Annotated in this window: 23 protein-coding genes; 9 read left to right on the top strand and 14 right to left on the bottom strand. The window is 62.3% G+C overall.

Translation table 11 applies throughout. The annotated features are described in order from the left end of the window. Position 1: 1 nt before the first annotated feature. From ACUN0G_RS00170 to ACUN0G_RS00160, 3 genes are all read right to left on the bottom strand, one after another. Entirely contained in the window at positions 2–727 is a 726-nt protein-coding gene (locus tag ACUN0G_RS00170; protein ID WP_093210160.1) for a MotA/TolQ/ExbB proton channel family protein, read from the bottom strand. A 50-nt stretch (positions 728–777) separates the two neighbouring features. After that, complete coding sequence (locus ACUN0G_RS00165) at positions 778–1,587, bottom strand: energy transducer TonB (protein WP_167665672.1); 810 nt, start codon at positions 1,585–1,587, stop codon at positions 778–780. A 240-nt stretch (positions 1,588–1,827) separates the two neighbouring features. Beyond that, entirely contained in the window at positions 1,828–2,679 is an 852-nt protein-coding gene (locus tag ACUN0G_RS00160) for a LysR family transcriptional regulator (RefSeq protein ID WP_404607873.1), read from the bottom strand. A 106-nt stretch (positions 2,680–2,785) separates the two neighbouring features. Here ACUN0G_RS00160 and ACUN0G_RS00155 point away from each other — a divergent pair, with 106 nt between their 5' ends. Next, positions 2,786–3,247 carry a nucleoside deaminase gene (locus tag ACUN0G_RS00155; protein WP_421552949.1) on the top strand — a complete coding sequence of 154 codons (462 nt, stop codon included), beginning with the start codon at positions 2,786–2,788 and terminating at the stop codon, positions 3,245–3,247. Continuing rightward, entirely contained in the window at positions 3,234–4,418 is a 1,185-nt protein-coding gene (locus tag ACUN0G_RS00150; RefSeq protein ID WP_445572448.1) for a CynX/NimT family MFS transporter, read from the top strand. Before ACUN0G_RS00155 ends, ACUN0G_RS00150 begins: the two co-directional genes overlap by 14 nt. On the opposite strand, the gene ACUN0G_RS00145 is transcribed toward ACUN0G_RS00150, so the two are convergent. After that, complete coding sequence (locus ACUN0G_RS00145; RefSeq protein WP_445572447.1) at positions 4,415–6,763, bottom strand: TonB-dependent receptor; 2,349 nt, start codon at positions 6,761–6,763, stop codon at positions 4,415–4,417. The two genes, ACUN0G_RS00150 and ACUN0G_RS00145, sit on opposite strands and share 4 nt — an antisense overlap. A gap of 155 nt (positions 6,764–6,918) precedes the next feature. On the opposite strand from ACUN0G_RS00145, the gene ACUN0G_RS00140 reads away from it, so the two are divergent. Further along, the gene (locus ACUN0G_RS00140) at positions 6,919–7,863 is read left to right on the top strand and encodes a LysR family transcriptional regulator (protein ID WP_445572446.1); all 945 of its coding nucleotides are present in this window, start codon (positions 6,919–6,921) and stop codon (positions 7,861–7,863) included. A gap of 190 nt (positions 7,864–8,053) precedes the next feature. Beyond that, on the top strand, positions 8,054–9,667 hold the full coding sequence (locus ACUN0G_RS00135; RefSeq protein WP_445572445.1) for an alkaline phosphatase family protein: 1,614 nt from the start codon (positions 8,054–8,056) through the stop codon (positions 9,665–9,667). Between the two features lie 47 nt (positions 9,668–9,714). On the opposite strand, the gene ACUN0G_RS00130 is transcribed toward ACUN0G_RS00135, so the two are convergent. After that, the gene (locus tag ACUN0G_RS00130) at positions 9,715–10,620 is read right to left on the bottom strand and encodes a TauD/TfdA dioxygenase family protein (protein ID WP_063033623.1); all 906 of its coding nucleotides are present in this window, start codon (positions 10,618–10,620) and stop codon (positions 9,715–9,717) included. Between the two features lie 183 nt (positions 10,621–10,803). Between ACUN0G_RS00130 and ACUN0G_RS00125 the strand changes: the two genes are divergently transcribed. Beyond that, positions 10,804–11,724 (top strand): LysR family transcriptional regulator, encoded by a 921-nt coding sequence (locus tag ACUN0G_RS00125; protein ID WP_445572444.1) that lies wholly within the window; start codon positions 10,804–10,806, stop codon positions 11,722–11,724. A 48-nt stretch (positions 11,725–11,772) separates the two neighbouring features. On the opposite strand, the gene ACUN0G_RS00120 is transcribed toward ACUN0G_RS00125, so the two are convergent. Then, the gene (locus ACUN0G_RS00120; protein WP_076015538.1) at positions 11,773–12,774 is read right to left on the bottom strand and encodes an ABC transporter substrate-binding protein; all 1,002 of its coding nucleotides are present in this window, start codon (positions 12,772–12,774) and stop codon (positions 11,773–11,775) included. Between the two features lie 286 nt (positions 12,775–13,060). Here ACUN0G_RS00120 and ACUN0G_RS00115 point away from each other — a divergent pair, with 286 nt between their 5' ends. After that, complete coding sequence (locus ACUN0G_RS00115; protein WP_445572443.1) at positions 13,061–14,659, top strand: ABC transporter permease; 1,599 nt, start codon at positions 13,061–13,063, stop codon at positions 14,657–14,659. Beyond that, positions 14,656–15,471: an ABC transporter ATP-binding protein gene (locus tag ACUN0G_RS00110; RefSeq protein ID WP_258343136.1), complete on the top strand. Its 816-nt coding sequence runs from the start codon at positions 14,656–14,658 to the stop codon at positions 15,469–15,471. Before ACUN0G_RS00115 ends, ACUN0G_RS00110 begins: the two co-directional genes overlap by 4 nt. 13 nt (positions 15,472–15,484) lie before the next feature. Here ACUN0G_RS00110 and ACUN0G_RS00105 read toward each other — a convergent pair whose 3' ends face one another. Continuing rightward, complete coding sequence (locus tag ACUN0G_RS00105) at positions 15,485–16,564, bottom strand: fatty acid desaturase (protein WP_445572442.1); 1,080 nt, start codon at positions 16,562–16,564, stop codon at positions 15,485–15,487. 101 nt (positions 16,565–16,665) lie between these two features. Here ACUN0G_RS00105 and ACUN0G_RS00100 point away from each other — a divergent pair, with 101 nt between their 5' ends. Further along, the gene (locus ACUN0G_RS00100; RefSeq protein WP_445572441.1) at positions 16,666–17,670 is read left to right on the top strand and encodes an AraC family transcriptional regulator; all 1,005 of its coding nucleotides are present in this window, start codon (positions 16,666–16,668) and stop codon (positions 17,668–17,670) included. 145 nt (positions 17,671–17,815) lie between these two features. Here ACUN0G_RS00100 and ACUN0G_RS00095 read toward each other — a convergent pair whose 3' ends face one another. Continuing rightward, positions 17,816–18,181, bottom strand: coding sequence for a response regulator transcription factor (locus ACUN0G_RS00095; RefSeq protein WP_445572440.1), 366 nt, complete (start codon positions 18,179–18,181; stop codon positions 17,816–17,818). Between the two features lie 38 nt (positions 18,182–18,219). Next, complete coding sequence (locus tag ACUN0G_RS00090) at positions 18,220–18,906, bottom strand: Crp/Fnr family transcriptional regulator (RefSeq protein ID WP_258343133.1); 687 nt, start codon at positions 18,904–18,906, stop codon at positions 18,220–18,222. A gap of 83 nt (positions 18,907–18,989) precedes the next feature. On the opposite strand from ACUN0G_RS00090, the gene ACUN0G_RS00085 reads away from it, so the two are divergent. Next, complete coding sequence (locus tag ACUN0G_RS00085) at positions 18,990–19,514, top strand: Mpo1 family 2-hydroxy fatty acid dioxygenase (protein ID WP_063033632.1); 525 nt, start codon at positions 18,990–18,992, stop codon at positions 19,512–19,514. Positions 19,515–19,661: 147 nt separating this feature from the next. On the opposite strand, the gene ACUN0G_RS00080 is transcribed toward ACUN0G_RS00085, so the two are convergent. From ACUN0G_RS00080 to oscA, 5 genes are all read right to left on the bottom strand, one after another. Beyond that, complete coding sequence (locus ACUN0G_RS00080) at positions 19,662–20,642, bottom strand: sulfate/molybdate ABC transporter ATP-binding protein (RefSeq protein ID WP_063033633.1); 981 nt, start codon at positions 20,640–20,642, stop codon at positions 19,662–19,664. A 3-nt stretch (positions 20,643–20,645) separates the two neighbouring features. Further along, positions 20,646–21,518, bottom strand: a complete 873-nt coding sequence (cysW, locus tag ACUN0G_RS00075) for a sulfate ABC transporter permease subunit CysW (RefSeq protein ID WP_177025672.1) — start codon at positions 21,516–21,518, stop codon at positions 20,646–20,648. 13 nt (positions 21,519–21,531) lie between these two features. Further along, on the bottom strand, positions 21,532–22,350 hold the full coding sequence (gene cysT / locus ACUN0G_RS00070) for a sulfate ABC transporter permease subunit CysT (protein WP_258343132.1): 819 nt from the start codon (positions 22,348–22,350) through the stop codon (positions 21,532–21,534). A 159-nt stretch (positions 22,351–22,509) separates the two neighbouring features. Continuing rightward, positions 22,510–23,520 (bottom strand): sulfate ABC transporter substrate-binding protein, encoded by a 1,011-nt coding sequence (locus tag ACUN0G_RS00065; RefSeq protein ID WP_445572439.1) that lies wholly within the window; start codon positions 23,518–23,520, stop codon positions 22,510–22,512. Between the two features lie 75 nt (positions 23,521–23,595). After that, entirely contained in the window at positions 23,596–23,778 is a 183-nt protein-coding gene (gene oscA / locus ACUN0G_RS00060) for a sulfur starvation response protein OscA (protein ID WP_003170956.1), read from the bottom strand. Between the last annotated feature and the right edge of the window lie 183 nt (positions 23,779–23,961).

Here is a 23,961-nt window from a genome sequence, read left to right as displayed (position 1 = left end):
CTCAGGACGCCTCCTTCACTTTTTGCGCGCCACCCTGGGCACTGGCCTTGCTCAGCGTCGGATGTAGCAGCACGCGGAACGAGTTCTTCTGCGCCAGGCTGTAGAAGTCATGGGCGAAGTCATCCAGGTCAGCAGCCGTGAGTTTCAGGCGACGCAGGAAGTAGTTGTAAACCAGCACCGCCGGCACCGCGACGGCAATACCCACACCAGTGGCCACCAACGCGGCACCAATCGGCCCGGCCACGGTTTCGAGGCTCGCGGAACCGGCGGCGCTGATGCCTTTCAAGGCCTCCATGATCCCCCAAACGGTACCGAACAGACCGATAAACGGCGACGTACTGCCGATACTCGCGACCACCGCCAGACCCGTTTCCAGGGAGCGACGCTCACGCACGATTTGTTGGCGCAGGGCACGTTCCAAACGGTCCTGATGATTGATCGCCTGGCTCAGGTCAGCAGCGTGTGGCGCCTCGCCCACCTGGATCGCGGCATAACCGGCCTGGGCCACACGGGCAGCGGCGCCCGGCCTGGTTTCAGCCAGTTCAGCAGCCGAGTCCAGACTGGAGGCCGCCCAGAACTGTTTGTGGAATTTGCGATCCTGGGACTTGAGGCGGCCGAACTGGACACCCTTGAGCAGGGCCAGGCCCCAAGTGGCGACCGAAAAGACCACCAGCAGCCAGATCACCGCGCTTTCGATGGATTCAGTTGGAGATGCTAATGCCATGATGTTTCCCCTCTGTGCAGGTCGCGATGTGTCCGACACACCGCATCCAATAATTAATGAATCTTGAAATCGATCGGTACGCTGACCCAGCCGTCCTGGGCCACATCGCCCTGCTTGGCCGGTACAAAACTCCAGCGCTTCACGGCAGCCAGTGCGGCGTCGTCGAGTTGCTGGCGACCACTGCTTTTCTGAATCTGGATCTCACCCGGCTTGCCGGTGGCCAACACATGCACCCGCAACAACACCGTGCCTTCCCAACCCCGGCGCTGGGCCAGTGACGGGTATTCGGGCGCCGGGTTCTTCAGGTACGCGGCGTTGGCCGAGGCCGGTGTTACCGGTGCTGGCGCAGGCGGTGCCGGTGCTGGAGCCGGAGGCGCAGGTACAGGCGGCGCGGGCGGCTGCTCGGCGACCGGTTTCGGTGCGGGCTTGGGCACGGGCTTCGGTACCGGCTTGGGTTTCGGAATCTTTTTCGGCGCCGGCTTGGCGGCCAATTCATCAACCACCGGTGGCGGTGGCTCGACAACCGGCGGCGGCGGCGGTGGCGGCACGGGCGGTGGCGGCTCCACCACCGGCGGTGCCGGCTGGGAAAATTCGATCGTCATTGGCGGAATTTCCGGCGGCACAATCGGCAGCACCGGGGTTGGCTTCTGGCTGACCCAATAGATCACCGCACCATGCAAGGCCAGCGCGAGAATCCCCAACAGGATCGCTTCACGCCGACTCAACACGCCCTTGGGGGTTTTCTGCGTACGCAACTGCCCCAACGGCGCGCGGTGCGGCCGGCCAAGGTCGACCAACTCACCACCCGGTGCGTGGCGCCACTGCGCCTCTTGTGCACTGGCGGCGGTCTGGACATTGCCCATTGATTAACTCCCCTGCGGTCTTAAGCAAAAAAACCGACGGGCCTGCCTTGGCGGCCGTCGAGGGCTGAATCATCGGGGCCAGACGCTTATCTCTTAAAGTAATCTTTAAAGTTATAGATAGATCCAAATTGAATAACCGAAACATCCAGATACGCCAAAGCCACGGTCTGCGCGGGCTGGCGCCGAGGCCTAAAATCCGAATGCTTTTGAGGCATACAAAATATTCGCTGAAGGCATGGCTCAGCGGGGATTGCTGGCACATAAATCCAGCAATTGGCGCAGCAACGCCTGCCCCGCCGCGCCCAGACCATTGCGGCCATACAGCGCCAGCCGCACGCCCTGCACCGCCGGCAAACCGCTGTCTGCGCCCAACACCACATGCCCGGGCTGCACGACCCGCACCGGCAGCAAACTGATTCCCAGCCCCGCCGCCACCGCCGAACACACGCTGGCCAGGCTCGCGCTGGAATAACCGATGCGCCAGCGCCAGCCACCCACCTCCAGGTGATGCAGCATTTCATTGCGATACAGGCCACCGGCGGGAAACGCCACCAGCGGCAGCGGATCACGTCCCAGAGAGGGCGCACTGCGGCTGTCGACCCAACACAACGGCTCCGGCCAGGACGCCAGGCAGTCATCGCTGTCGCCCATTTGCTTGACCAGCAGCACGTCGAATTCACCGCCGCGATAATCCCGCAGCAACTCCGGCCCCAAGCCGCTGGTGACCTCCAGCCGAACCCGTGGATAAGCCTGCACAAACGCCGACAGCAACGGCATCAAGCGCTCGGCCGCAAAGTCCTCGGGCACCGCCAGGCGCAGCACGCCATCGCTCTGCTGGTTGATCAGCACGTCAGCCGCCTCTTCGTGCAGCGCCAGGATGCGCCGCGCATAAGCCAGCAAGCGTTCGCCCTCCACCGTGGCCACCACGCGACGCTGATCACGGTCGAGCACCTGGCTGCCGAGTGCGTCTTCCAGGCGACGGATCTGTTGGCTGACCGTGGACTGGGTCAGATGCAGGCGCTCAGCCGCGCGGGTGAAATTGCCGCAATCGACAACGGCGACAAAGCTGCGCAACAACACGGGATCGAACATGGGCCTCACCATTCCATTTGCCACTGATTGGCATGGTTATATTTAATTTCAGAATACCCCTGCGGCTGCCCATACTTCACGCCTCATTGCGCACGAGGGCTTTTCCATGACTGACGATCAACAGCATCTGCATCACGCCGTGCAACTGGCCAAGGCCAACGTAGCCGCCGGTGGCCGCCCGTTTGGTGCGGTCCTGGTGCGCGACGGCAAGGTGCTGGTGGAAGCGGTCAACGAAATCCACTTGAGCCAGGACCCCACCGCCCATGCCGAGATGCTCGCCATCCGCGCCGCCAGCCAACAGCTCGGCCCGCGCCTGGAAGGCTGCGTGATCTACGCCAGCGGCCAGCCCTGCCCGATGTGCCTGAGTGCGATGTACCTGTGCGGTATCTCCCGCGTGGTGTTCGCTGCCAGCAATGAAGTAGCGGCGCCCTTTGGCCTGTCGACAGCGGCGATCTACCAGCAAATGGCGTTGCCTTTGGCGGAGCAAAAATTGCCCGTGCAGCATCTGCCTCAAGCGGCAATGCAAGCCCTCTACGGTGAATGGCAGGCCCTGCATGACGCTGAATAATTCGTTCGCCGGCAAACTCGCCGGTTGGGGTTTGCTGGTGGTGCTGGGCCTGAACCTGCGGCCGATCCTCAGCTCCATCAGCCCATTGCTGGGGGAAATCCGCCTGGCCACCGGCCTGAGTTTCCAGAGCAGCGCCCTGCTCACCAGCCTGCCAGTGATCTGCATGGGGCTGGTGGCGTTGGTGGGTGTGCGCCTGGAGGCAAAGCTGGGGGAGCGTCGCGGGATTGCCCTCGGCCTGATGATGATTCTGCTGGCATGCCTCGCACGCTGGCTGTTTGGCCAGGCGCCGGCGTTGCTGACCACCGCGCTGTTCGGCGGCGCGGGTGTGGCGCTGATCCAGGCGCTGGTGCCGGCGATGATCAAGCGCCAGTTTCACCAGCGCGTGCCGCTGGCGATGGGGGTTTACTCGGCGTCGCTGATGGGCGGCGGTGGCTTGGCGGCGCTGCTCAGCCCGTTGGTGGCCGGGCATTTCCAGCACTGGCAGGCGGGGCTCGGGATCTGGCTGCTACCGGCCCTGGGCGCGCTGTTGCTGTGGGCGTGGCTGCCATTGGGCGCGGCGAAAAACCCGCAGGTGACGGCGCCGTTCCAGGGCCTGCGCAACCGTCGGGCGTGGTTGCTGGCGCTGTATTTCGGCCTGGTGAATTGCGGCTACATGAGCATGGTCGCGTGGTTGCCGGCCTACTATCAGCAGTTGGGTTGGGACGTGCTGCCCAGTGGTTCGCTGCTGGCGTTCATGACGATCTTCCAGGTGATCGCCGCGCTGTTGATGCCCGCACTGGCGCAACGCGGTATTGATCGTCGACCGTTGCTGAGCATCAGCCTGCTGGCCCAGACCGTGGGCTATATCGGCCTGCTGACAGCGCCGCTGGAATTCCCGCACCTGTGGGTGGCGCTGATCGGCTTCGGCCTGGGGGCATGTTTTGCCCTGAGCCTGCTGCTGACCCTGGATCACCGCCGCGACCCTCGGGAAGCCGGCCAACTGGCGGCGTTCGTCCAGGGCGTGGGCTTTTTGATCAACGCCATCTCGCCGTGGCTGACCGGCTGGCTGCGGGAACTGACCGGCAGTTTCGTCAGCGCCTGGTTGGTGCTGACGCTGACGGTGGTGGCGATGCTGATACTCACCCGGGTGTTCAGCCCGGCGACGTATCGCACCGCCCCGGTGGTGGCCTAGAAGTCGTAACGCCCGGTCACCCCAAGCGTGCGCGGAGTGCCCAACAGCCCTTCATAACCCCCATTACCGCCGGTCCACAGCGTGGTGTAGTAGGTCTTGTCGAACGCGTTCTTCAGCCACAACGACACGTCCCACTGCCCCTGCTGATAGTTGCCCCGCAGGCCGGTGGAGAGGTTGACCACGGCGTAGGCCGGGATCTGCCCGTAATCGGAATCTTCCACCGTGCCCACCGCCTTGGAGCGGAACGCATAACTGGCGGTGACGTAGGGTTCGAAGCCGTTATCCAGGTTCCATTTGTATTCGCCATTGGCGTTGGCGATCCACTTCGAAGCGCCCACCACCTGGTGGCCACTCAAGTCGCACGAAGCCGGCGCGCCCGGACGCAGGCTGACTTCCGGCGGGCACGGCGCATCTTTGTACGACAGGTACTGCACGTCGTTGTACGAGCCGTTGATGTTGAGCGTCAGGCCCTTGATCGGGATCAGCGTGCTCTCCACCTCCACGCCCCGTGAGCGCACCGAGCCGGCGTTGGTCAGGTACTGCACGCGGTTGCTGTCGTCGTAGGCGTTGGTCTGATAGCCATTGACCTGGGTCCAGAACAGGTTGGCGTTGAGTTGCAGGCGACGGTCCCACAGGGTGCTTTTGAACCCCAATTCGGCATTGTTGGCGCGCTCGGTGCCGATCAACAGCGAGTCCGGGCCAGCGGTGGGCGCGGAGCCCACCGCCAGGTTGACCCCGCCGGATTTCTCGCCATGGGACAAGGTGGCGTAGCCCAGCAGGTCGTCGTTGAAGCGATAGCTGAGGTTCAACAATCCGGACGGGCTGGTGCTGTATTGGTTGAGGTCGCCGGAGTCATAAGCCCCCGCGCGCCCGCGCCGTGCAGTGGCCGCCGCACCGGTCACCGCAGCGCCGCCAATAGGTGCGTTGCGCGTGACCCAGGCACTTTTCTGCTCATAGGTACCGCGCAGGCCGGCGGTGAAATCCAGGCGCTCGGTCAGGTGCCAGGTGCCTTGGGCGAACAACGCAAAGCTGTCGGTGCGGATATGCCCGTTGCCCACGCTGCTGACGTTGTTCAAGGCGCCCGTGGGCGTGCCGTTCCAGATGTCGGCCTTGGGCCCGTAATAGGCGAAGGATTTGTTGTCCAGGTCGGAGCCGAAGTAGTAGGCGCCGAGCACGTAATCGAAGAAGCCCCCAGTGGGTGAGGCCAGGCGAAATTCCTGGGACCACTGTTTGTCTTCCACCGACACGCCGGCGTTGTAGGAGGCCGGGACGTTGAGGCCGTCGTCGTTGCGCGGGGTGAAATTCCACCAGCGGTAGGAGCTGACCGAGGTCAGGGTGAAGTCGCTGGGCAGCGTCCAGTTGGCTTCCAGCGAGGTGCCGCCCTGAAACACGGTGACGTGCTGGTCGCTGTCGAGGTTGACCTTGCGGTGCGTGCCGTCGACCAGGGTCGCGCCTGCCGCCGCCGCCCGCGATTGATACAGGTTGGTGCCATTGATGGTCGGCCCGGTGCTGTACAGCACGCGGGTGCCGGCGCTGGAATCTTCTTCGTTGTAGTCGCCGATCCAGCGCAGGTTGAAGGTGTCGCTGGGCTTGTACAGCAGTTGCCCGCGAAAGCCCTGGCGTGAACCGCCATTGAGGTCGTGGCCGTCGTACTCGTTCTTGATGTCGCCGTCGCTGCGGGTGCGGTACGCGGAGAAACGGCCCGCCAGGTCCTCGGTCAGCGGGCCGGAAATCGTGCCCTTGGTCTGGAAGTAACCGTCCTCGCCCAGTGACGTTTCAATGCTGCGCTCCGGAGTAAAACTCGGCGCACGGGTGCTGATATTGATCACCCCGGCGGTGGTGTTCTTGCCGAACAACGTGCCTTGGGGGCCGCGCAGTACTTCGAGCTGTTCGATGTCCATCAAGTCGAACACGGCCATCCCCGGCCGCCCCAGGTACACGTTGTCGATGTACAGCCCCACGCTGCCTTCCAGGCCGTCACTGGCCGGGTTGTTCCCCAGCCCGCGAATCGACACGCTGGACTGGCGCGCATGCATGTAGGCGACGTTGACGCTGGGCACCAGTTGCTGCAAATCCTGAATCCGGTAGACCCGCTGGCTCTCCAGGGCCTGGCCGCCGATCACGCTCATGGGCGTGGGCACGTCCTGGGCACTTTCGGTGCGCCGCCGCGCCGTCACCGTGACCGTTTCCAACTGGCCACTGGCGTTCTCACCCTTGGGCGCCGGCGCGGGCTCGTCGGCCGCCTGGCTGCTGGACCAACCGGCACTGCCCGCCAGCAACAGCGCCATCGGCAGGCGTTTCAGGCGCCAGGGAGAGGGAGGGACAGCGCGATTCAACAGGCTCATAAGCGGCTCCGGTGTCAGGAAATACGCTGGATCGCATATTCCTAAAGGCTATTTATTTATGTTTTTACAAACATTTACTGCATAAGAGATAGCCTTTATAAGGAGTCGACCTAATGCATAGCCAATGCATTTCCCCGATATTTTCAATGTGAAAAATGCATATCGACCTGCGCCAACTTCGCCACTTCATCGCCCTTGCCGAGCAACGCAGTTTTGTCGCGGCAGCGGTGACCGTGAACCTGTCGCAATCGGCCTTCAGCCGCAGCATTCAGGCGCTGGAACTGAGCGCCGGGTGCCAGTTGGTGGACCGCGGCCGCAAGGACCTGGCGCCGACCAAACAAGGCCAGGTACTGCTCGAACATGCGCGGCGGCTGGTCAGCGGTGCCCAACAACTGGCGAATGAGATCAGCCAGTTCAACGGGCTGGAGGCGGGTGAGCTGCGCTTCGGTTGCGGCCCGGCGCCCGCTGCCGGATTGATCCCCAGAGCCATCGGCAGTTTTATCGGGCGCTACCCCAAGGCCCGTGTGCAGTTCCAGGTGGACGACTGGCAAAGCCTGAGCAAGCGCCTGCTCAGCGAAGAGTTCGAATTTTTCGTCGCCGACACCCGGCATTTCGAGGCCCACCCGGATTACCAGACCCACCGCTTGCGCCCGCGCAAATGGCACTTCTGCTGCCGCGCCGGGCACCCGTTGGCGGAGCTGGAAAGCGTGGCCGCTGCACAGTTGATGAGCTATCCACTGGCGGTGACGATTCGCCCGCCGAACCTGCGCAAGGTCATCGTCGACCTCAGCGGCCGACCCGACTACACGCCCAACGTCGAATGCGAAAACGGGTACAGCCTGCTGGGCGTGGTGCTGCGTTCGGACGCCATCGGCATCGTCAGCGCCAACAGCGACGTACTGCACATGGCCCGTGGCGAGCTGGTGTGCCTGCGGATTGAAGGTTTGGCGGAAGACCTGGAGGAGCGCTACACCCGCTATGGGATTGTCAGTCGCGCGGGGTATCGGCTGTCACCGCTGGCGGAAGCGATGATCGAGCAGATCAAGGTGATTGATGAGCAGGATGAAGAGGTGTGTGCGCTGGAGAATTTTGCTGTCTGAGCGACCGCTATCGCAGGCAAGCCAGCTCCCACAGGGGAACGCATTTCAAATGTGGGAGCTGGCTTGCCTGCGATAGCGCCAGTCGCCACGCCCATGCAGCCACTGCATGAAACCCATTCCCCAAATGCACTTGCTTCAAGGCCTGCCAAGCGGCGAAATCGTTCGCCTGTCCTCCGTTCGGTGAAGCCTCATGTCCCAACCCAAACCCGTGCGCAATGTGCTGTACATCATGTGCGACCAACTGCGCCGCGATTACCTGTCGTGCTATGGCCATGCCCATCTGCACACCCCCAACATCGACCGCCTGGCCGCCGCCGGCGTGCGCTTCAGCCGGGCCTACACCCAGGGCACAATTTGCGGCCCGTCGCGGATGTCGGCCTACACCGGGCGCTATGTCAGCAGCCATCAGGTGGCCTGGAACGCGGTGCCGCTGCCTCTGGAAGAACTGACTATCGGTGACTACTTGCGGCCCCACGGCATCCGCACCGCACTGGTGGGCAAGACCCACGCCACGCCCAATCTCGAAGCCCTGCAACGCCTGGACATCGACCCTGACAGTGCCCAGGCCCAACCGCTGAATGAGGTGGGCTTCGAAGCTTATTTCCGCCACGACGGGATCTTCCCCGACAGCCCGCTGTTCACCGAAAAACGCGAGTCTGCGCCCTACACCCACTACCTGCGCGAGCAGGGCTATGACGGCACCAACCCTTGGCACGAATGGGCGAATGCAGCCGCCGGCAAATCCGGGGAAATCCTCAGCGGCTGGCACATGCGCAACGCTCACCTGCCGGCGCGGGTGGATGAACAGCACTCGGAAACCGTCTACACCACCGACCGCGCCATCGACTTCATCACCGAGCAAGGCGAGCAGCCGTGGTGCCTGCACCTGTCGTACATCAAGCCGCACTGGCCCTACATTGCCCCGGCGCCGTACCACGCGTTGTATACGGCTGAGCATGTACAGGCACCGATTCGGCCAGCGCCTGGAAAGGAAAGTGATCACCCGGTGTACCACGCCTTCCGCCAGCATCAGGAGAGCCTGAATTTTTCCCGGGACGAAGTGCGGCTTAACGTGATCCCGACCTACATGGGCCTGATCAAGCAGGTGGACGATCAACTCGGCCGGCTGTTTGATTTTCTCGAAAGCAACGGCCGCTGGGACGACACCTTGATCGTGTTTACCAGCGATCACGGCGACTTCCTCGGCGATCATTTCCTCGGTGAAAAGGAATTCCTGTTGGAACCCGCCGTAGGCATCCCGCTGATCGTGCGCGACCCTCGGGCTGCCGCCGATATCAGCCGTGGCTCGGTGGACGAGCGCCTGGTGGAAACCATCGATGCCCTGCCGACATTCCTGCAAGCGCTGGGATTACCCGGTGCCGAACACCGCCTGGAAGGCCGCTCGCTGATCCCGCTGCTGCACGGTGAAAACATCACCTGGCGCCGCTACGCCATCGCCGAATACGACTACGCCTTCCAGGCCCCGGCTCGGGAACGCCTCAACCAGCCCATCGACCGCTGCCGCATGACCATGGTGCGCAGCGAACGCTGGAAATACCTGGCCTACGACGGTTACCCCGCGCAGTTGTTCGACTTGCAGAATGACCCGCAGGAACTGCACGACCTGGGCACCGACCCGGCGCATGCGGATGTGCGCGAGGCGCATCGGGGTTATCTGTTTGAATGGCTGCGGGGCTTGAAACGGCGCACCACCATCAGCCATGCCGAGATTGATCTGCGTGGCCAATGGTTCAGGTATGGAGAGCCGGAAGCGGAGAAGGTGGTGCAGATCGGGGTCTGGTGACCCGAAACGACCAATAAGCTCCCTCGCCACAGGGGTTTGCGTTGGAGTTATAGACCGCGGGTGGTCTGGCTACGCTGCCCCTGCACACTCACCGGCACATCGCCCTTGAGCGTCACCCGGCGCACGATGCGTTCCTGGGTGCCGTAGTCGTCCACCGCGTAATGCTGGGTGGCGCGGTTGTCCCAGATCGCCACGTCGCCGGTGTTCCAGCGCCAGCGCACGGTGTTTTCCAAGCGCGTGACGTGGCTTTGCAGAAGGTTGAACAGGTGCGCCGAATCCACCTGTGAATAGCCCTTCAGGCGTTTGACGAAGTGCCCCAGCAGCAGGGTCTTTTCACCGCTGACCGGGTGCACACGCACCACCGGGTGCTCGGTCTCGTAGACCGTCGAGGTGAAGATCTTGCGGTATTCCTCCAGCTTCTCCGGCGACACATCCGGCTTGCGCGCGGCGTAGTCGTATTCGTTGCTGTGCACGGCCCAGAGCTTGTCCGCCAGTTCCCGCAGTTCGGCATTCAGGTCGTTGTAGGCCGCCGCGGTGTTGGCCCAGACAGTGTCGCCACCCGAAGCCGGCGCCAGCACCGAACGCAGGATCGAGGCCTTCGGGTACGCATCAACGAAGGTTACGTCGGTGTGCCACGAGTTGGCGCGCTGGCCACGGGCGCCGTCCAGTTCCAGCAGGAACCGCGTGCCGTCGCGCACTGGAACGGTGGGGTGGGCAATCGGCTCGCCGAGCAAGTGGGCGAAGGCTTCCTGGCTCTGGTCATCGAGGTGGGTCTGCTCGCGGAAGAAGATCACCTTGTACTGCACCAGCGCCTGCTGGATGGCTTCGACCGTGGCGGCGTCCAGCCCGCCGGATAACGTGATGCCACGGATTTCGGCGCCGATGCGTCCGGCCACCGGGTGGATATCCAGCGCCAGGGCGACGGGTTGAACAGCTAGTGCGGCGTTGCTCATGGTGATGACCCTCATGTGCCAGCTTTCGGTTGGGAGTAGCGTGCAACAAGGCTCTATTCATATGCATTTTAGGTCTAGCAGATGAACGAATGCTTCGTTGACGGAATAAGAGCTTGCATTTAAAACCTCAGCTCCCCCGGTCGCAAATGCCTTCGACCTATTTTTCAAATGCCAGGAAAGCATATGGATCTTCGCCAACTGCGCTACTTCATCGCCCTCAACGAGCACCGCAGTTTTGTGCGTGCCGCCGACGCCATGGGCATCACCCAACCGGCGTTCAGCCGCAGCATCCAGGGGCTGGAACAGGAGTTCGGCTGCGTGCTGGTCGACCGGGGCAACAAGGACCTGCGCCCCACGCCCGAAGGCCAGGTGGTGCTGCAACACGCCCTGAGCCTGGTGCATGGCGCCGCGTTGTTGAGCAGCGAAGTCACGCGCATGACCAAGCTGGATGCGGGCGAATTGCGCTTCGGTTGCGGCCCGGCGCCGGCGGCGAAACTGGTGCCGGATGCGGTGGCGCGCTTTATCACCGCGCACCCGAAAATCCGCACCAGTTTCCAGGTGGATAACTGGGAAAAACTCAGCCGCAGCCTGAGCCGTGAAGAGATCGAATTTTTTATCGCCGACATCCGCCAGTTCGAGTCCGACCCGAACTTTCAGACCCGGCCACTGACACCCAAACGCGGGGTGTTTTTCTGCCGCCCGGGGCACCCGCTGCTGGCCAAGGACAGCCTGTCGACCAACGACATGTTTGATTACCCGTTGGCCGCGCCGCTGATTTCCCAGGGCACTCGCAAACTGCTGGCGAACCTCAGCGGGCGCATGGATTTTTCACCGAGCATTCACACCGAACACTTCCCGGCCTTGGTGAAGATTGTGCTGCAGTCCAATGCCATTGGCGTGGGCACCGAAGAGGCGTTTGCCGAGGACATCGCCAAAGGTGAGCTGGTGCTGCTGCACTGGCGCAACCTGCCGCAAAACCTGGAGAGCCTGAATGCCCGTTGCGGGATCGTCAGCCGCACCGGCTTTCGCTTGTCGCCGGCGGCCAAGGCGATGATCGAGACGCTGGTGGCAGTGGATCAACACGAAGTAAGTGTGGCGGTCTAGCGCACCGCCCCACTCACCTCCCACGTAGCAGCTTGCATTAGGGGGGCTTCAGATGCCGGCGGCCGCCAACTTCGGCGCCACCCAATCGCTCACCTGGAACGGCTTGCGGATCAACCGCTGCTGCGATGCCAGATCCACCTTGTCCTGCAATTTGGCGAGGAATACCGGGTCGAGGGTCGACGGGAATATCTCGCTGAGTTTCTGGTCTTGCAAATCATTGGTCAGGATCACCGGTGGATAACTCGCCAGCCCCGACACCAACTGGATGTAGGCCTGCTTGTTGTTGTCATCGGTCAGCCATTGCACCGCTTGCTGCTGCGCCTTGAGCAGCGTGGCCACGGCTTCGGGATGCTCATCGACAAACTTGCCACTGCCCACCAACACGCTCTGGATACTGCCGGCGTCGCCCAGGTCCTTGGTGCTCAGCGGGATTTCGGCCAGGCCCTTGGCTTGCAACGCGCTCAGGCCCGAACTGCCCCAGGTCGCGTCGATCTGCTTGGCGGCCAGTGCGGCGACGGCGGCGTTGAAGTCCAGGTTGATGACTTTCAGGTCTTTTTCACTCAAGCCCTGACTGGCCAATGCACTGTCGAATGACAGTTGGCTGGCAGTGCCGCGGAACACCGCAACGCGCTTGCCCTTGAGGTCCTGCAGGGTCTTGATGCCCGAACCCGGCACCACCCCCAGATAATGTTTGACGCCTCGGGCGCTGGCACTCAACAGGCGCGTGTCGAGGCCGTTGGATTTGCCGATGATTGCCGCGAGGTCGCCCAGGTAGGCCAGGTCCACCTGGCCATTGGCGAAGGCTTCATTGATCACCGGGCCTGCACCCTTGAAGAAATTCCACTGGATCTTGATGCCTTGGTCGGCGAAGGCCTTTTCAAAAATCTGCTGTTGGCGCAGCACGTCCACTACACCCCCGCCGCTGTGTTGAGTACCGGCGGTGAGGTCGGGCACGGCGATGCGAATTTCCTTGAGGTCGGCAGCCTGCACCAGCCCGGCCAACGCCGTGCCGGCAACGAGTGTGATCAAGCGTTTGAAGGGCAGCTTCATAGGGGGTGCTCCTGAGGGCGGCGGTAGCCTGGGGAGCAGAAAGTAGGCATAAGCGGATCAAAACTTTAAATACTATAAATTCACAATTTAATAGCTTTCAGATCTATAGGCAGCCAAACGCAGGCCCCAGAAGGCTATGCATCAACAGCATGGAAAATATTCTCCAAATGCATTGGATGCGTGTCGGGTAGCGGCTTTAAATAGTTTTTCTTATCCCTCAATCGTCTTGATTGTTTGTTTATAAGATAAAAAAAACATAAAGCCCACCGGACAACGGAGGTCATCCATGGCCCGAATCTCGCTGTTGAGCCTGCCACTGGCGGCCCCTGCCCAAGGGCGGCAGCCACGTTGGCCGCACCTGGGCGACCGCCTGTTGCCCTGGCTGCTGCCGCTGGTGTTGTTCGCCCTGTGGTGGCTGGCCAGCCGCAATCATTGGATGAGCGAACAGATCCTGCCCGCCCCGTCGCTGGTCTGGAGCAGCGCAGTGGAACTGGCCGGCGGTGAGTTGTGGAGCCACTTGGCGATCAGCCTGCAACGGTTGTTCGGGGGCTTGCTCGCGGGCGTGAGTGCCGGTGCATTGCTGGGGGCGCTGCTGGGTTTCAGTCCCCGAGCCGAGCGCCTGGTGTTCCCGACGTTCAGCGCTTTGTCGCAAGTCCCGACCCTGGCGTGGATCCCGCTGTTCATGGTGTTTTTCGGAATTGGCGAAACCCTCAAGCTGGTGGTGCTGGTCAAGGCGATTGTGGTGCCGATCACTTTGCATACGCTGGTGGGGGTGCGCGACGCCCAGCCCGGCCTGCGTGAAGCCGCACGGGTGCTGCGCCTGCCTTCTCACTTGTTGATCCGCCGCCTGATTCTGCCGGCCGCACTGCCGGCGTTCATGGCCGGAGTGCGCCTGGCCCTGGCCGCCGGCTGGACTTCGTTGCTGGCCGTAGAGCTGCTGGCCTCCAGTGAGGGCATCGGCTACCTGATGGTGTGGGCGCGGCAACTGTTCATGCTGGATATCGTCTTCGTGTGCATCGTGGTGATCGGCGTGCTGGGCGTGGTCATGGACCGCGGCGTCGGCTGGCTGGACCGCAAGTGGGTGCACTGGCCGCATCCGGCCACCGCACAGATTCGTCGTGGCCCGCGCTACCAAGGCTGGCAACGCCTGCAACCCTGGCTGCCGCCGCTGGGTTTAGTGGCGCTGTGGCAACTGGCAACACAGCAGGCCTGGGTAGACCCGAACATCCTGGTCAGCCCATGGGCCGTCCTGCAAACCACCGTGGCCGGGGTGCTGGACATGAGCCTGGTCAACGCCCTGGCCCTGAGCCTCGGACGCACCTTGGGCGGCTTGGTGCTGGGAGGCGGCCTGGGCTTCCTCGTGGGCTTGCTGCTGGGCCTGTCGCGCACCAGTGAACGGGTACTCGGCCCGCCCCTTGCCGCCCTGCGCCAGATTGCGATTTTCGCCTGGATACCGCTGCTCACCGCCTGGTTCGGCCTGGGCGAACTGGCCAAGTGGGTGTTCATCGCCCTGGCCGCGTTTTTCCCGCTGTTTATCGCCACCCAACGCAGCGTGCTCAACCTGTCCCCACAATTGAATGAAGCCGCCCAGGTCCTGCGCTTGAGCCTCGGCCAGCGCCTGCGTCGGCTGGTGCTGCCGGGTGCGGCTGCGGGGATTTTTGCCGGCCTGCGCCTGAGCCTGATCTACGCCTGGCTGGGCACCATCGGCGCTGAATATTTCATGCCGTCCAACGGCGGCATCGGCAGCCTGATGATCGGTGCCCAGCAACTGCTGCGCATGGACCTGATCATGAGCGGCATGCTCCTGGTGGGCCTTACCGGCGCCACTCTCAACCTTATCGGCCAACGCATCGAAACCCGCGCCACGCGCTGGAGACACGCATGAACGCACCTATCGTCAGCTTCGCCCATGTGGGCAAATCCTTTGATGTCGACGGCTTCGAACTGGAGGCCATCCGCGAATTCAACCTGGATATTGCCGAAGGTGAGTTCGTCGCCATCGTCGGCTCCAGCGGCTGTGGAAAATCCACCCTGTTGCGCTTGCTGGTGGGCCTCGACACACAGTTTCGCGGTCAGATCAGCGTCGACGGCAAGGCCGTCAGCGGCATCGGTGGCGAGCGCGGCATCGTGTTCCAGGAACACCGTCTGTTCCCTTGGCTGACGGTGGAAGAAAACATCGGCCTGGGCCTGGTCAACGAGCCCCTGAGCGCTGCCGAAAAGCAGCAGCGCATTGGCGACTTTATCGAGCTGGTGGGCCTCACCGACTTCACTCGTGCCTACCCGCACCAGCTGTCGGGCGGGATGGCGCAACGGGTGGCGATTGCCCGCGGCCTGGTGGCCAGCCCGCGCATCCTGCTGCTGGACGAACCCTTCGGCGCCCTCGACGCCCTGACCCGCCAGCAGATGCAGGACGAGCTGCTGGCCATCCGCGCGCGGGCGAAAATCACCACGATCCTCGTGACCCACGACGTGGAAGAGGCGATTTTTCTCGCCGACCGCGTGGTGGTCATGGAGCCGCGCCCGGGGCGGATCAAGCAGGTGGTGGACATCGCCCTGCCCCATCCGCGCCAGCGCAGCAGTTTCGACTTCCACCAGTTGCGTGAAGAACTGCTGCACGAACTGATCAGCGACGACCACTACCAGCCGCCGCTGCGCGAACAGATCCGCGACCTGCCCCTGGCCTTTATTGCCTGCTGACGAGGCGCAATCCTCAGCGCGTCGCCGTTTCAGCCGGATTGATCGCCACCGATGAATGGGCAGTGCGCTCAAACCGATTGGCCCGGGCAAACGTGCCGAAATCGTTGAAACGCACGCCCATTTCAGCCATCACCTTGTGCGCCGTTTTCACCGTCATCTGGCGGATGTAGAACGGCTCCTTGACCACGAAATGATGAATCCCGTGGGTGCTGCCGAAGTTGAAGCAGAACGCCTGCAACGGCCACAGCCACCACGGGTTGAGCACCTGGGTTTGCTGGATCACATTGCCCGGCTCGATGTCACCGTAGTAGTGCATGTTGGAGCTGACAAAGTGCAGGCAGAAGGTGCGCAGCACGTTGGGCCCGATGATCACCACGGCGGCGATGTCGATGATGTGCATCACTGCCAGGGTGTTGGCTGACCAGTCGATTGGCGCGCCCAGCAGGCTGGCGATGCCATTGGCGGCATGGAAGCCGAGGAATACATACCACGCGCCCCAATGCAGCAGCGCCAGCGGTGCATAGACCAGCGCCGTGCGCTTGAGAATGCCCAGCTTGTGCTTCCAGGTCGGTGCCCGCAGCACCCGGATCAGCGCCGACATGATGTTGTCGCCGACCATCAGCAGGCGTGCGAAGCCCCACGGCTCACCGTTGGTGATTGCACGCTCTTCGATGTCGGTTTCGCTGCCGGACACCTTGTGGTGGTTGAGGTGGATATGGCGCCGAACCCAGGGGTTGATGGTGCTGGGCCGCGCCAGCCACACCAGGCCCATCATCAGGTTGTGGGGCAGGCGTTGCTTGCGAAAGTACATGCTGTGGATCAGGTCGTGTTCCAGCTCGTGGGTCAACGATGCAAGGAATGCGTTGAGCAGCAGGCATATCCACCACGCCATGTGCCCGGTGATATACAGCGCCGCCGAACCCAGCATGCCCACCAGGGCAAAGGCCAGGATGCCCGCGCCCAACGCGTCCTGATGCAGCAGCCAGGGGTGGCGCAGACGCAATAACTGCCCCTCGGCCAGCACCACTTCACGAATATGCGCTGAGCGCTGCTGTGCGTTCATCTGCCGGGGGCTTGCAGAAGTACCGTCCATGCTTCCATCCTCTGTCTTATTGATGCGTACATCCTGCCCTATGCGATCTGGCGGGACGCTAGCCCCACACGCCAACCTGTTGACCGCAAGCGCCAATCAACATGACCGAACCGACCTCCCTCGCCAGCTGGACCCGCGCCCTGCGCAAGCAGCTTGACGCCTTGGGCCTCGACAGCGCCGCGTTGTGCGCCGAGGCGGGGCTTGACCCGCAGTTGATGGACGATCCCAACGCACGTTATCCGTTGTCGGCCACCACGCGCCTGTGGGAACTGGCGGTGCAGGCCAGTGGCGACCCGGCGATTGGTTTGCGGGTGTCGCGGTTTGTCAGCCCCACCACGTTCCATGCGCTGGGTTATGCGCTGGTGGCCAGCGGCAGCCTGCGGGAAGTGTTCGAGCGGATCGTGCGCTATCACCAGGTGGTCAGCGACGCCCTGAGCCTGGAGCTTAGCCGGGAGGGCGAACGTTACCGCTTTCGCCTGCAACGGCCTGCCGGTACACCCGCGCCAGCGTTTGAAGCGATTGATGCGTTCGCCGCGATTTACGTGCGCACCTGCCGCAATCGCCTGGGCCGCGAGTATGCGCCGCTGGCGGTATACCTGAGGCGGCCCGAGCCGGCCGATCCCAAGCCGTGGCACACGGTGTTTCGTGCACCCGTGTTTTTCGCCGCCGAGGAAGACCGTCTCGAATTCGCCGCCCAGGACTTTGACAGTCACCTGGACGACGCCAACCCGGAGTTGGCCGAACATAATGAAACCGTGCTCAAGCGCACCCTGGCGCAACTGCGGCCGCTGACCTGGGAGCGCAAAGTGCGTTCGGCCATTGAAGCGCAGTTACCCGACGGTGAGCCGAGTGCCGAGCGCATCGCCCAGGCGTTGCATTTGAGTTTGCGCAGCTTGCAGCGGCACCTGGCGGACGAGGGCTGCCGGTTTGATACGCTGCTCAATGAGTGCCGGGAGAACCTCGCGCTGCTGCATCTGCGGGACCCCGAGTGTTCGCTGGCGGAGATCAGTCATTTGCTGGGGTTTGCCGATACCAGCAGTTTCAACCGGGCGTTCAAGCGCTGGACAGGGATGACACCGGGGCAGTTTCGGGATGGGTTGAGGTAGGTGGAGTTGCGGTGGTTGTGAGGGCCTCTTCGCGAGCAAGCCCGCTCCCACATTTGACCGCATTCCAAAGGATGTACACGGTCAAATGTGGGAGCGGGCTTGCTCGCGAAAGCGGTCGATCAAACACCACAAAAGCCAGAATCAGTCAGCGCCCGCGATCCCGCCGCAACACCTTCTTCACCCGCGCCACCAACGCCCGGGCCTCAAACGGCTTGAGCAAATAATCATCCTCATGCAATTCCAGTCCACGCAGCCGATCTTCAATCCCGTCAGGCGTGGTCAAAAACAGCATCGGCGTCTCCCCCTTCAACCGAATCGCCTGCTGCAGCTTCCAGGCATTCAACCCCGGCAGCATCACATCCAGGATCACCAGGTCGTATTCGGTGCTTTCCACAAAGCGCAGGGCCGCCATGCCGTTGGCCGCCACCTCCACCCTGTAACTGGCCTCTTCAAGACTGCGGCCCATCGCCTCGGCCGCCTCTGACTCGTGTTCCACCAACAGGACGCGCATAACACACCTCGAATAATCGTGAACGCAGGCTACCACCCTCAGGCGTGCGCCGCCTCGCGCAAACGCTGCGGGTCGAGGATTTCGATCTCGCCATAGCCCAGGCGCACGATGCCCTGGCCTTGCAGGTCCTTGAGCAGCGCGTTGGTGGTCTGGCGCGACAGGCTCAACATCGCGGCCAGGTCTTCCTGGGGCAGTTGCAGCACCTGCCGCACCTGCTCGATGTCGCCGTAGCCTTCGGCGATCATCAGCAAACGATGCGCCACCCGCACCGAAGCCGGCATCAGGCTCAATTGCTCGATATTGATAAAGGTCAGGCGCAGCTTCTGGCTCATCAACAGGGCCATGTCGCGCCAGTAACGCGGAGTCTGTTCAAGGATGTGCAGCAAGGCCGGCTGCGGCACCTGCAACAACGTACAAGGCCCGACCGCGCAAGCGTCGTGGGTACGGGGCAACCCGTCGAACAGGGAGATCTCGCCGAACCAGTACGGCAATTCCGCCAGGCTCAACACCGCTTCCTTGCCCTGCTCGTTCACCGCGCTGATGCGCAGGGAGCCTTCCAGCACCGCGTACAACCCACACGGCGGGTCGCCGCGCTTGAACAGGTACTGCCCCGCCGTCAACTGCCGCAACCGGGCGCTGGCCAGCAAGCTATTCTGTAAGTCAGCAGGCAGATGGCTGTACCAGTGACCGGTGGCCAACCGTGGGTGCCACTTCTCTACATCCATGCGAACTCCGAAGATTGTCGGCCAGTTGACAGTGTGTCGCGGGCCTACAGGGCATGATCAAACATCCTACAGGAGGAACAACAATGAAAAGCCTCGTCGACCACCTCAGTCAATACGCCGCCTACCACCGCGACCCGCGCAATATCGCCAGCCACTTTATCGGCATCCCGCTGATTGTGGTGGCGGTGGCTGTGCTGCTGTCACGACCCGAATGGACGGTGGCCGGGCTCTGGCTGTCGCCGGCGGTGCTGCTGGCATTGTTCTCGGCGTGGTTCTATTTGCGCCTGGAGCTGGCACTCGGTGTGCTGATGACGGTGCTGATGGGCCTGTCGGTGTGGGCCGGGCATGTGCTGGCGGCGCAAAGCACCCTGGTGTGGCTGAGCAGCGGCATCGGCATGTTCGTGGTGGGCTGGGTGATCCAGTTTGTGGGGCATTACTACGAGGGGCGCAAGCCGGCGTTTGTCGATGACGTGTCCGGGCTGATCGTGGGGCCGTTGTTTGTGGTGGCGGAGTTGGCGTTTCTGGTGGGGCTGCGGCATGACCTGAAGCGGCAGATTGAAGAGCGCTCGGGGCCCGTGGCCGTGCGGCACAAGAACGCCACGGCCTGAAAAACACTGGAGATCCACATGTGGGAGCGGGCTTGCTCGCGAAAGCGGTGATTCAGTCGATACATCTGGTGACTGACACTCCGCTTTCGCGAGCAAGCCCGCTCCCACATGATCGTTCCCACGCGGAGCGTGGGAACGATCAACGTCTTAGGCTTTTTGCCAGACCTTGGGTTTGAAGAACAACGTCTCGCCCCGCGCCAGACCGGTCAGGCTGTCGTGGTCTTTCACCACTTCTGCCTCGATCAACTCGCTCTGGCCTTCGACTTTCAGGGTCACCCGGGTAGTCGCGCCAAGCGGGCGAATATCACGCACTTCAGCCGCGTGGTGGTCTTCCAGCTCATGGCGTGACAGCGACACTTCATGCGGGCGGAACAGCACGTGCTTGTCTTCACCCAAGTGCAAGCGGTTCGAATCCCCAAGGAAGTGATAAACGAAATCACTGGCCGGGTTTTCGTAGACTTCCCCCGGTGAGCCGATCTGCTCGATCACGCCCTTGTTCATCACCACGATGCGGTCCGCCACTTCCATGGCTTCTTCCTGGTCGTGGGTCACGAACACCGACGTCAGGTTGATGTCTTCGTGCAGCCGCGCCAGCCAGCGGCGCAGTTCTTTACGGACCTTGGCATCCAGGGCACCGAACGGTTCATCCAGCAGCAGCACTTTAGGCTCTACCGCCAAAGCGCGGGCCAGGGCGATACGCTGGCGCTGGCCGCCGGAGAGTTGTTCCGGGTAGCGATCCGAGAGCCAATCGAGCTGCACCATGTTCAGCAACTCATGGACTTTTACCGCGATCTGGCTTTCGGTGGGGCGCTGGTTTTTCGGTTTCATGCGCAGGCCGAACGCGACGTTGTCGAACACCGTCATGTGGCGAAACAGCGCGTAGTGCTGGAACACAAAGCCGACGTTACGATCACGCACGTCGTGGCCGGAGACGTCTTCACCGTGGAACACAATGCTGCCGGCATCCGGGGTTTCGAGCCCGGCGATGATCCGCAGCAAGGTGGTCTTGCCGCAGCCGGACGGGCCCAGCAACGCCACCAGCTCGCCACTCTGGATGTCCAGATTGATGCTGTTCAGGGCCTTGAAGGCGTTGAAATTCTTGCTGACATTACGGACTTCGATCGACATGACTTATTCCTCAGCCGCACCGGCGCGCAGGCGGTTAATACGGTTCTCGCTCCACTGCTTGAGCAGCAGGATGAAGAGCGCCAGGATCAGCAACAGACTCGCGACGGCAAACGCGGCGACGTGGTTGTATTCGTTGTAGAGGATCTCGACGTGCAGCGGCAAGGTGTTGGTTACGCCGCGAATGTGGCCGGACACCACCGACACCGCACCGAACTCACCCATGGCCCGCGCGGTACACAGCACCACGCCGTAGATCAGGCCCCACTTGATGTTCGGCACCGTGACATGCCAGAACATCTGCCAACCGTTGGCGCCCAGCAGGCGCGCGGCCTCTTCTTCCTGGGTGCCCTGCTCCTGCATCAGCGGGATCAGCTCACGAGCCACGAACGGCACGGTGACGAAGATGGTCGCCAGCACGATGCCCGGCAAGGCAAACACGATCTGGATGTCATGGTCCTGCAGCCACGGGCCAAAGAAGCCCTGGGCGCCGAACATCAACACGTAGACCAGGCCGGCGATCACCGGCGAGACCGAGAACGGCAGGTCGATCAGGGTCACCAGGATACTTTTGCCACGGAACGAGTACTTGCTCACGCACCAGGCGGCACTGACACCGAACACCACGTTGAGCGGTACCGAAATCGCCACGGCGATCACCGTGAGTTTCAGCGCCGACAGCGCGTCCGGCTCAAGGATCGCGGTGAAGAATGCACCCAGGCCATTCTTCAGGCCCTGGGACACCACGATAAACAGCGGCAGCAGCAAAAACAGGAAGAACACCAGCCAGCCAAGGCTGATCAGGATGCGTCGGGACACCGCACTGCCACGACGGGCAGCGTTGGCCGAGGACGCGGCGGAAATAGACGATTGGGACATGTTCCGCGCCTCCTTATGGGTGTTCGATGCGCCGCTGCAGCAAGTTGATCAGCAGCAACAGGACAAAGGAAACCACCAGCATCAGCACACCGATGGACGTGGCGCCGTGGTAGTCGTATTGGTCGAGCTTGACCATGATCAGCAGCGGCAGGATCTCGGTTTTCATCGGCATGTTGCCGGCGATGAAGATCACCGAACCGTACTCACCGACACCTCGTGCAAACGCCAGGGCGAAGCCGGTCAACCAGGCCGGCAGCAGCGCCGGCACCAGGATGTAGCGAAACACTTGCAAGGGCTTGGCGCCAAGGCAGGCGGCCGCTTCTTCGATTTCCCGGGGGATATCGGCCAACACCGGCTGCACCGTACGCACCACGAAGGGCAGCGTGACGAAGGTCAGTGCCAGGGTGATGCCCAAGGGGGTGTAGGCGATCTTGAAGCCCAGGTCGGCAGCGAACTGGCCTACCAGGCCGGTGGGCGTGTACAGCGCCGTGAGCGCAATACCGGCGACGGCGGTGGGCAGGGCGAACGGCAGGTCGATCATCGCATCGATGATCTTGCGCCCGGGGAAGGTATAGCGCACCAGCACCCAGGCCAGCAGGGTACCGATCACGCCGTTGATGATCGCGGCATACAACGCAGTGCCGAAGCTCAGTTTCAACGCCGCCAGCACACGGGGTGCGGTGATGATGTTCCAGAACTGATCCCAGGTGAGTTGAGCGGCATGTACAAACATCGCCGCCAGGGGGATGAGTACGATCAGGCTGAGGTACACCACGGTGTAGCCCAGCGTCAGCCCGAAGCCGGGTATGACGGGGGAGATACGACGCGACATAAGAGTCCTTGGTTAGCGGAACGGACATGCAAAACCCGCAAACGAATGCGGGCTCCTGATCCCTGTAGGAGCGGGGCTTGCCCGCGAAAAACGTCAACGATAACGCGGGCAGTCAGGAAGCACGCGGCGTCATGAAGTTTTTCGCGAGCAAGCTCGCGCCTACTGGGCCGAGTAGATCTGGTCGAACACGCCACCGTCATTGAAGAATTTCGGTTGGGCAGTTTTCCAGCCGCCGAAGTCTTTGTCGATAGTCACCAGGTCCAGTTTCGGGAACTGCTGGGCGTATTTGGCGGCGACTTTCTCATCGCGTGGGCGGTAGAAGTTCTTCGCCGCAATCTCCTGGCCAGCCGGGCTGTACAGGTGCTTGAGGTATTCGGTAGCGATCTCGGTGTTGCCCTTTTTCTCGGCGTTCTTGTCGACCACGGCCACTGGCGGCTCGGCGAGGATCGACAGCGAAGGGACAACGATGTCGAACTTGTCGGCGCCGCCGTCTTCTTTCAGGGCCAGGAAGGCTTCGTTTTCCCAGGCCAGCAACACGTCACCCTGACCGTTGTTGACGAAGGTGATGGTCGAACCGCGAGCGCCGGTGTCGAGGATCGGCACGTGCTTGAACAGCTCTTTCACGTATTCCTGGGCCTTGGCTTCGCTGCCACCGGCTTTCAGGCCATAGGCCCAGGCGGCGAGGAAGTTCCAGCGGGCGCCGCCGGAGGTTTTCGGGTTCGGGGTGATCACGGAAACGTCTTTCTTGATCAGGTCGCCCCAATCCTTGATGCCTTTAGGGTTGCCCTTGCGCACCAGGAACACGATGGTCGAGGTGTACGGAGTGCTGGCGTCCGGCAGGCGGGTTTGCCAGTTTTCCGGCAGGGTCTTGCCCAGCTTTGCGATTTCGTCGATGTCACCGGCCAGGGCCAGGGTTACGACGTCGGCACGCAGGCCATCGATCACCGCACGGCCTTGCTTGCCCGAACCGCCGTGGGATTGCTGGATCTTGACGTTGTCGTCCGGGTGCGACTGCTTCCAGAAGCTGGTGAATTCAGCGTTGTAGTCCTGGTAAAGCTCGCGGGTCGGGTCGTAAGACACGTTGAGCAGTTCGTAATCCTTGGCAACGGCGGAACCGGCAAACACGGCACTGGCCAGTGCTGCCAGGGCATAACGGCGAATCGACGACATAGAAGGCTCCTGAAATTCTTGGGTGTTGGCTTTTTCTTATAGTTGCGGGTCTTGCAATCGAATCGCCGATCTTGCTCAGCTCGGTTTGTTGCCCGGGTTCTGCAAACGGAATTTCTCTTTGCGTTCGATCTGTACTACCTGGGCGTTGTGCACAGTGATTTCCACCGCACCAAACCGCAGATCGCGCAGGGCGCTCTGGATCTCGCGCAAAATGGCTGCTTCGTCCTGGCCGTCAACGCTACGTAGAGATGCGCTCATGGTCGTGCTCCTGAAATGAGAAGTGCCTCGCAGTGGCGGCACTGCTTGCGGCGTGAGGGCGATAGTAGATAAGCGCGGATATTCTTAAAAATACTATTTAAGAATGTTTATATAACCAGAAAGAATTTTCTGGTGGGACGTGGGGTTGCAGTGGTTTTCAGGATGAAAAATACTCATGCATGC

Source organism: Pseudomonas sp. 32A, assembly GCF_052682255.1.
Note: the sequence above shows the minus strand (reverse complement) of the source record. Positions and strands in the feature narration are given on the sequence as shown.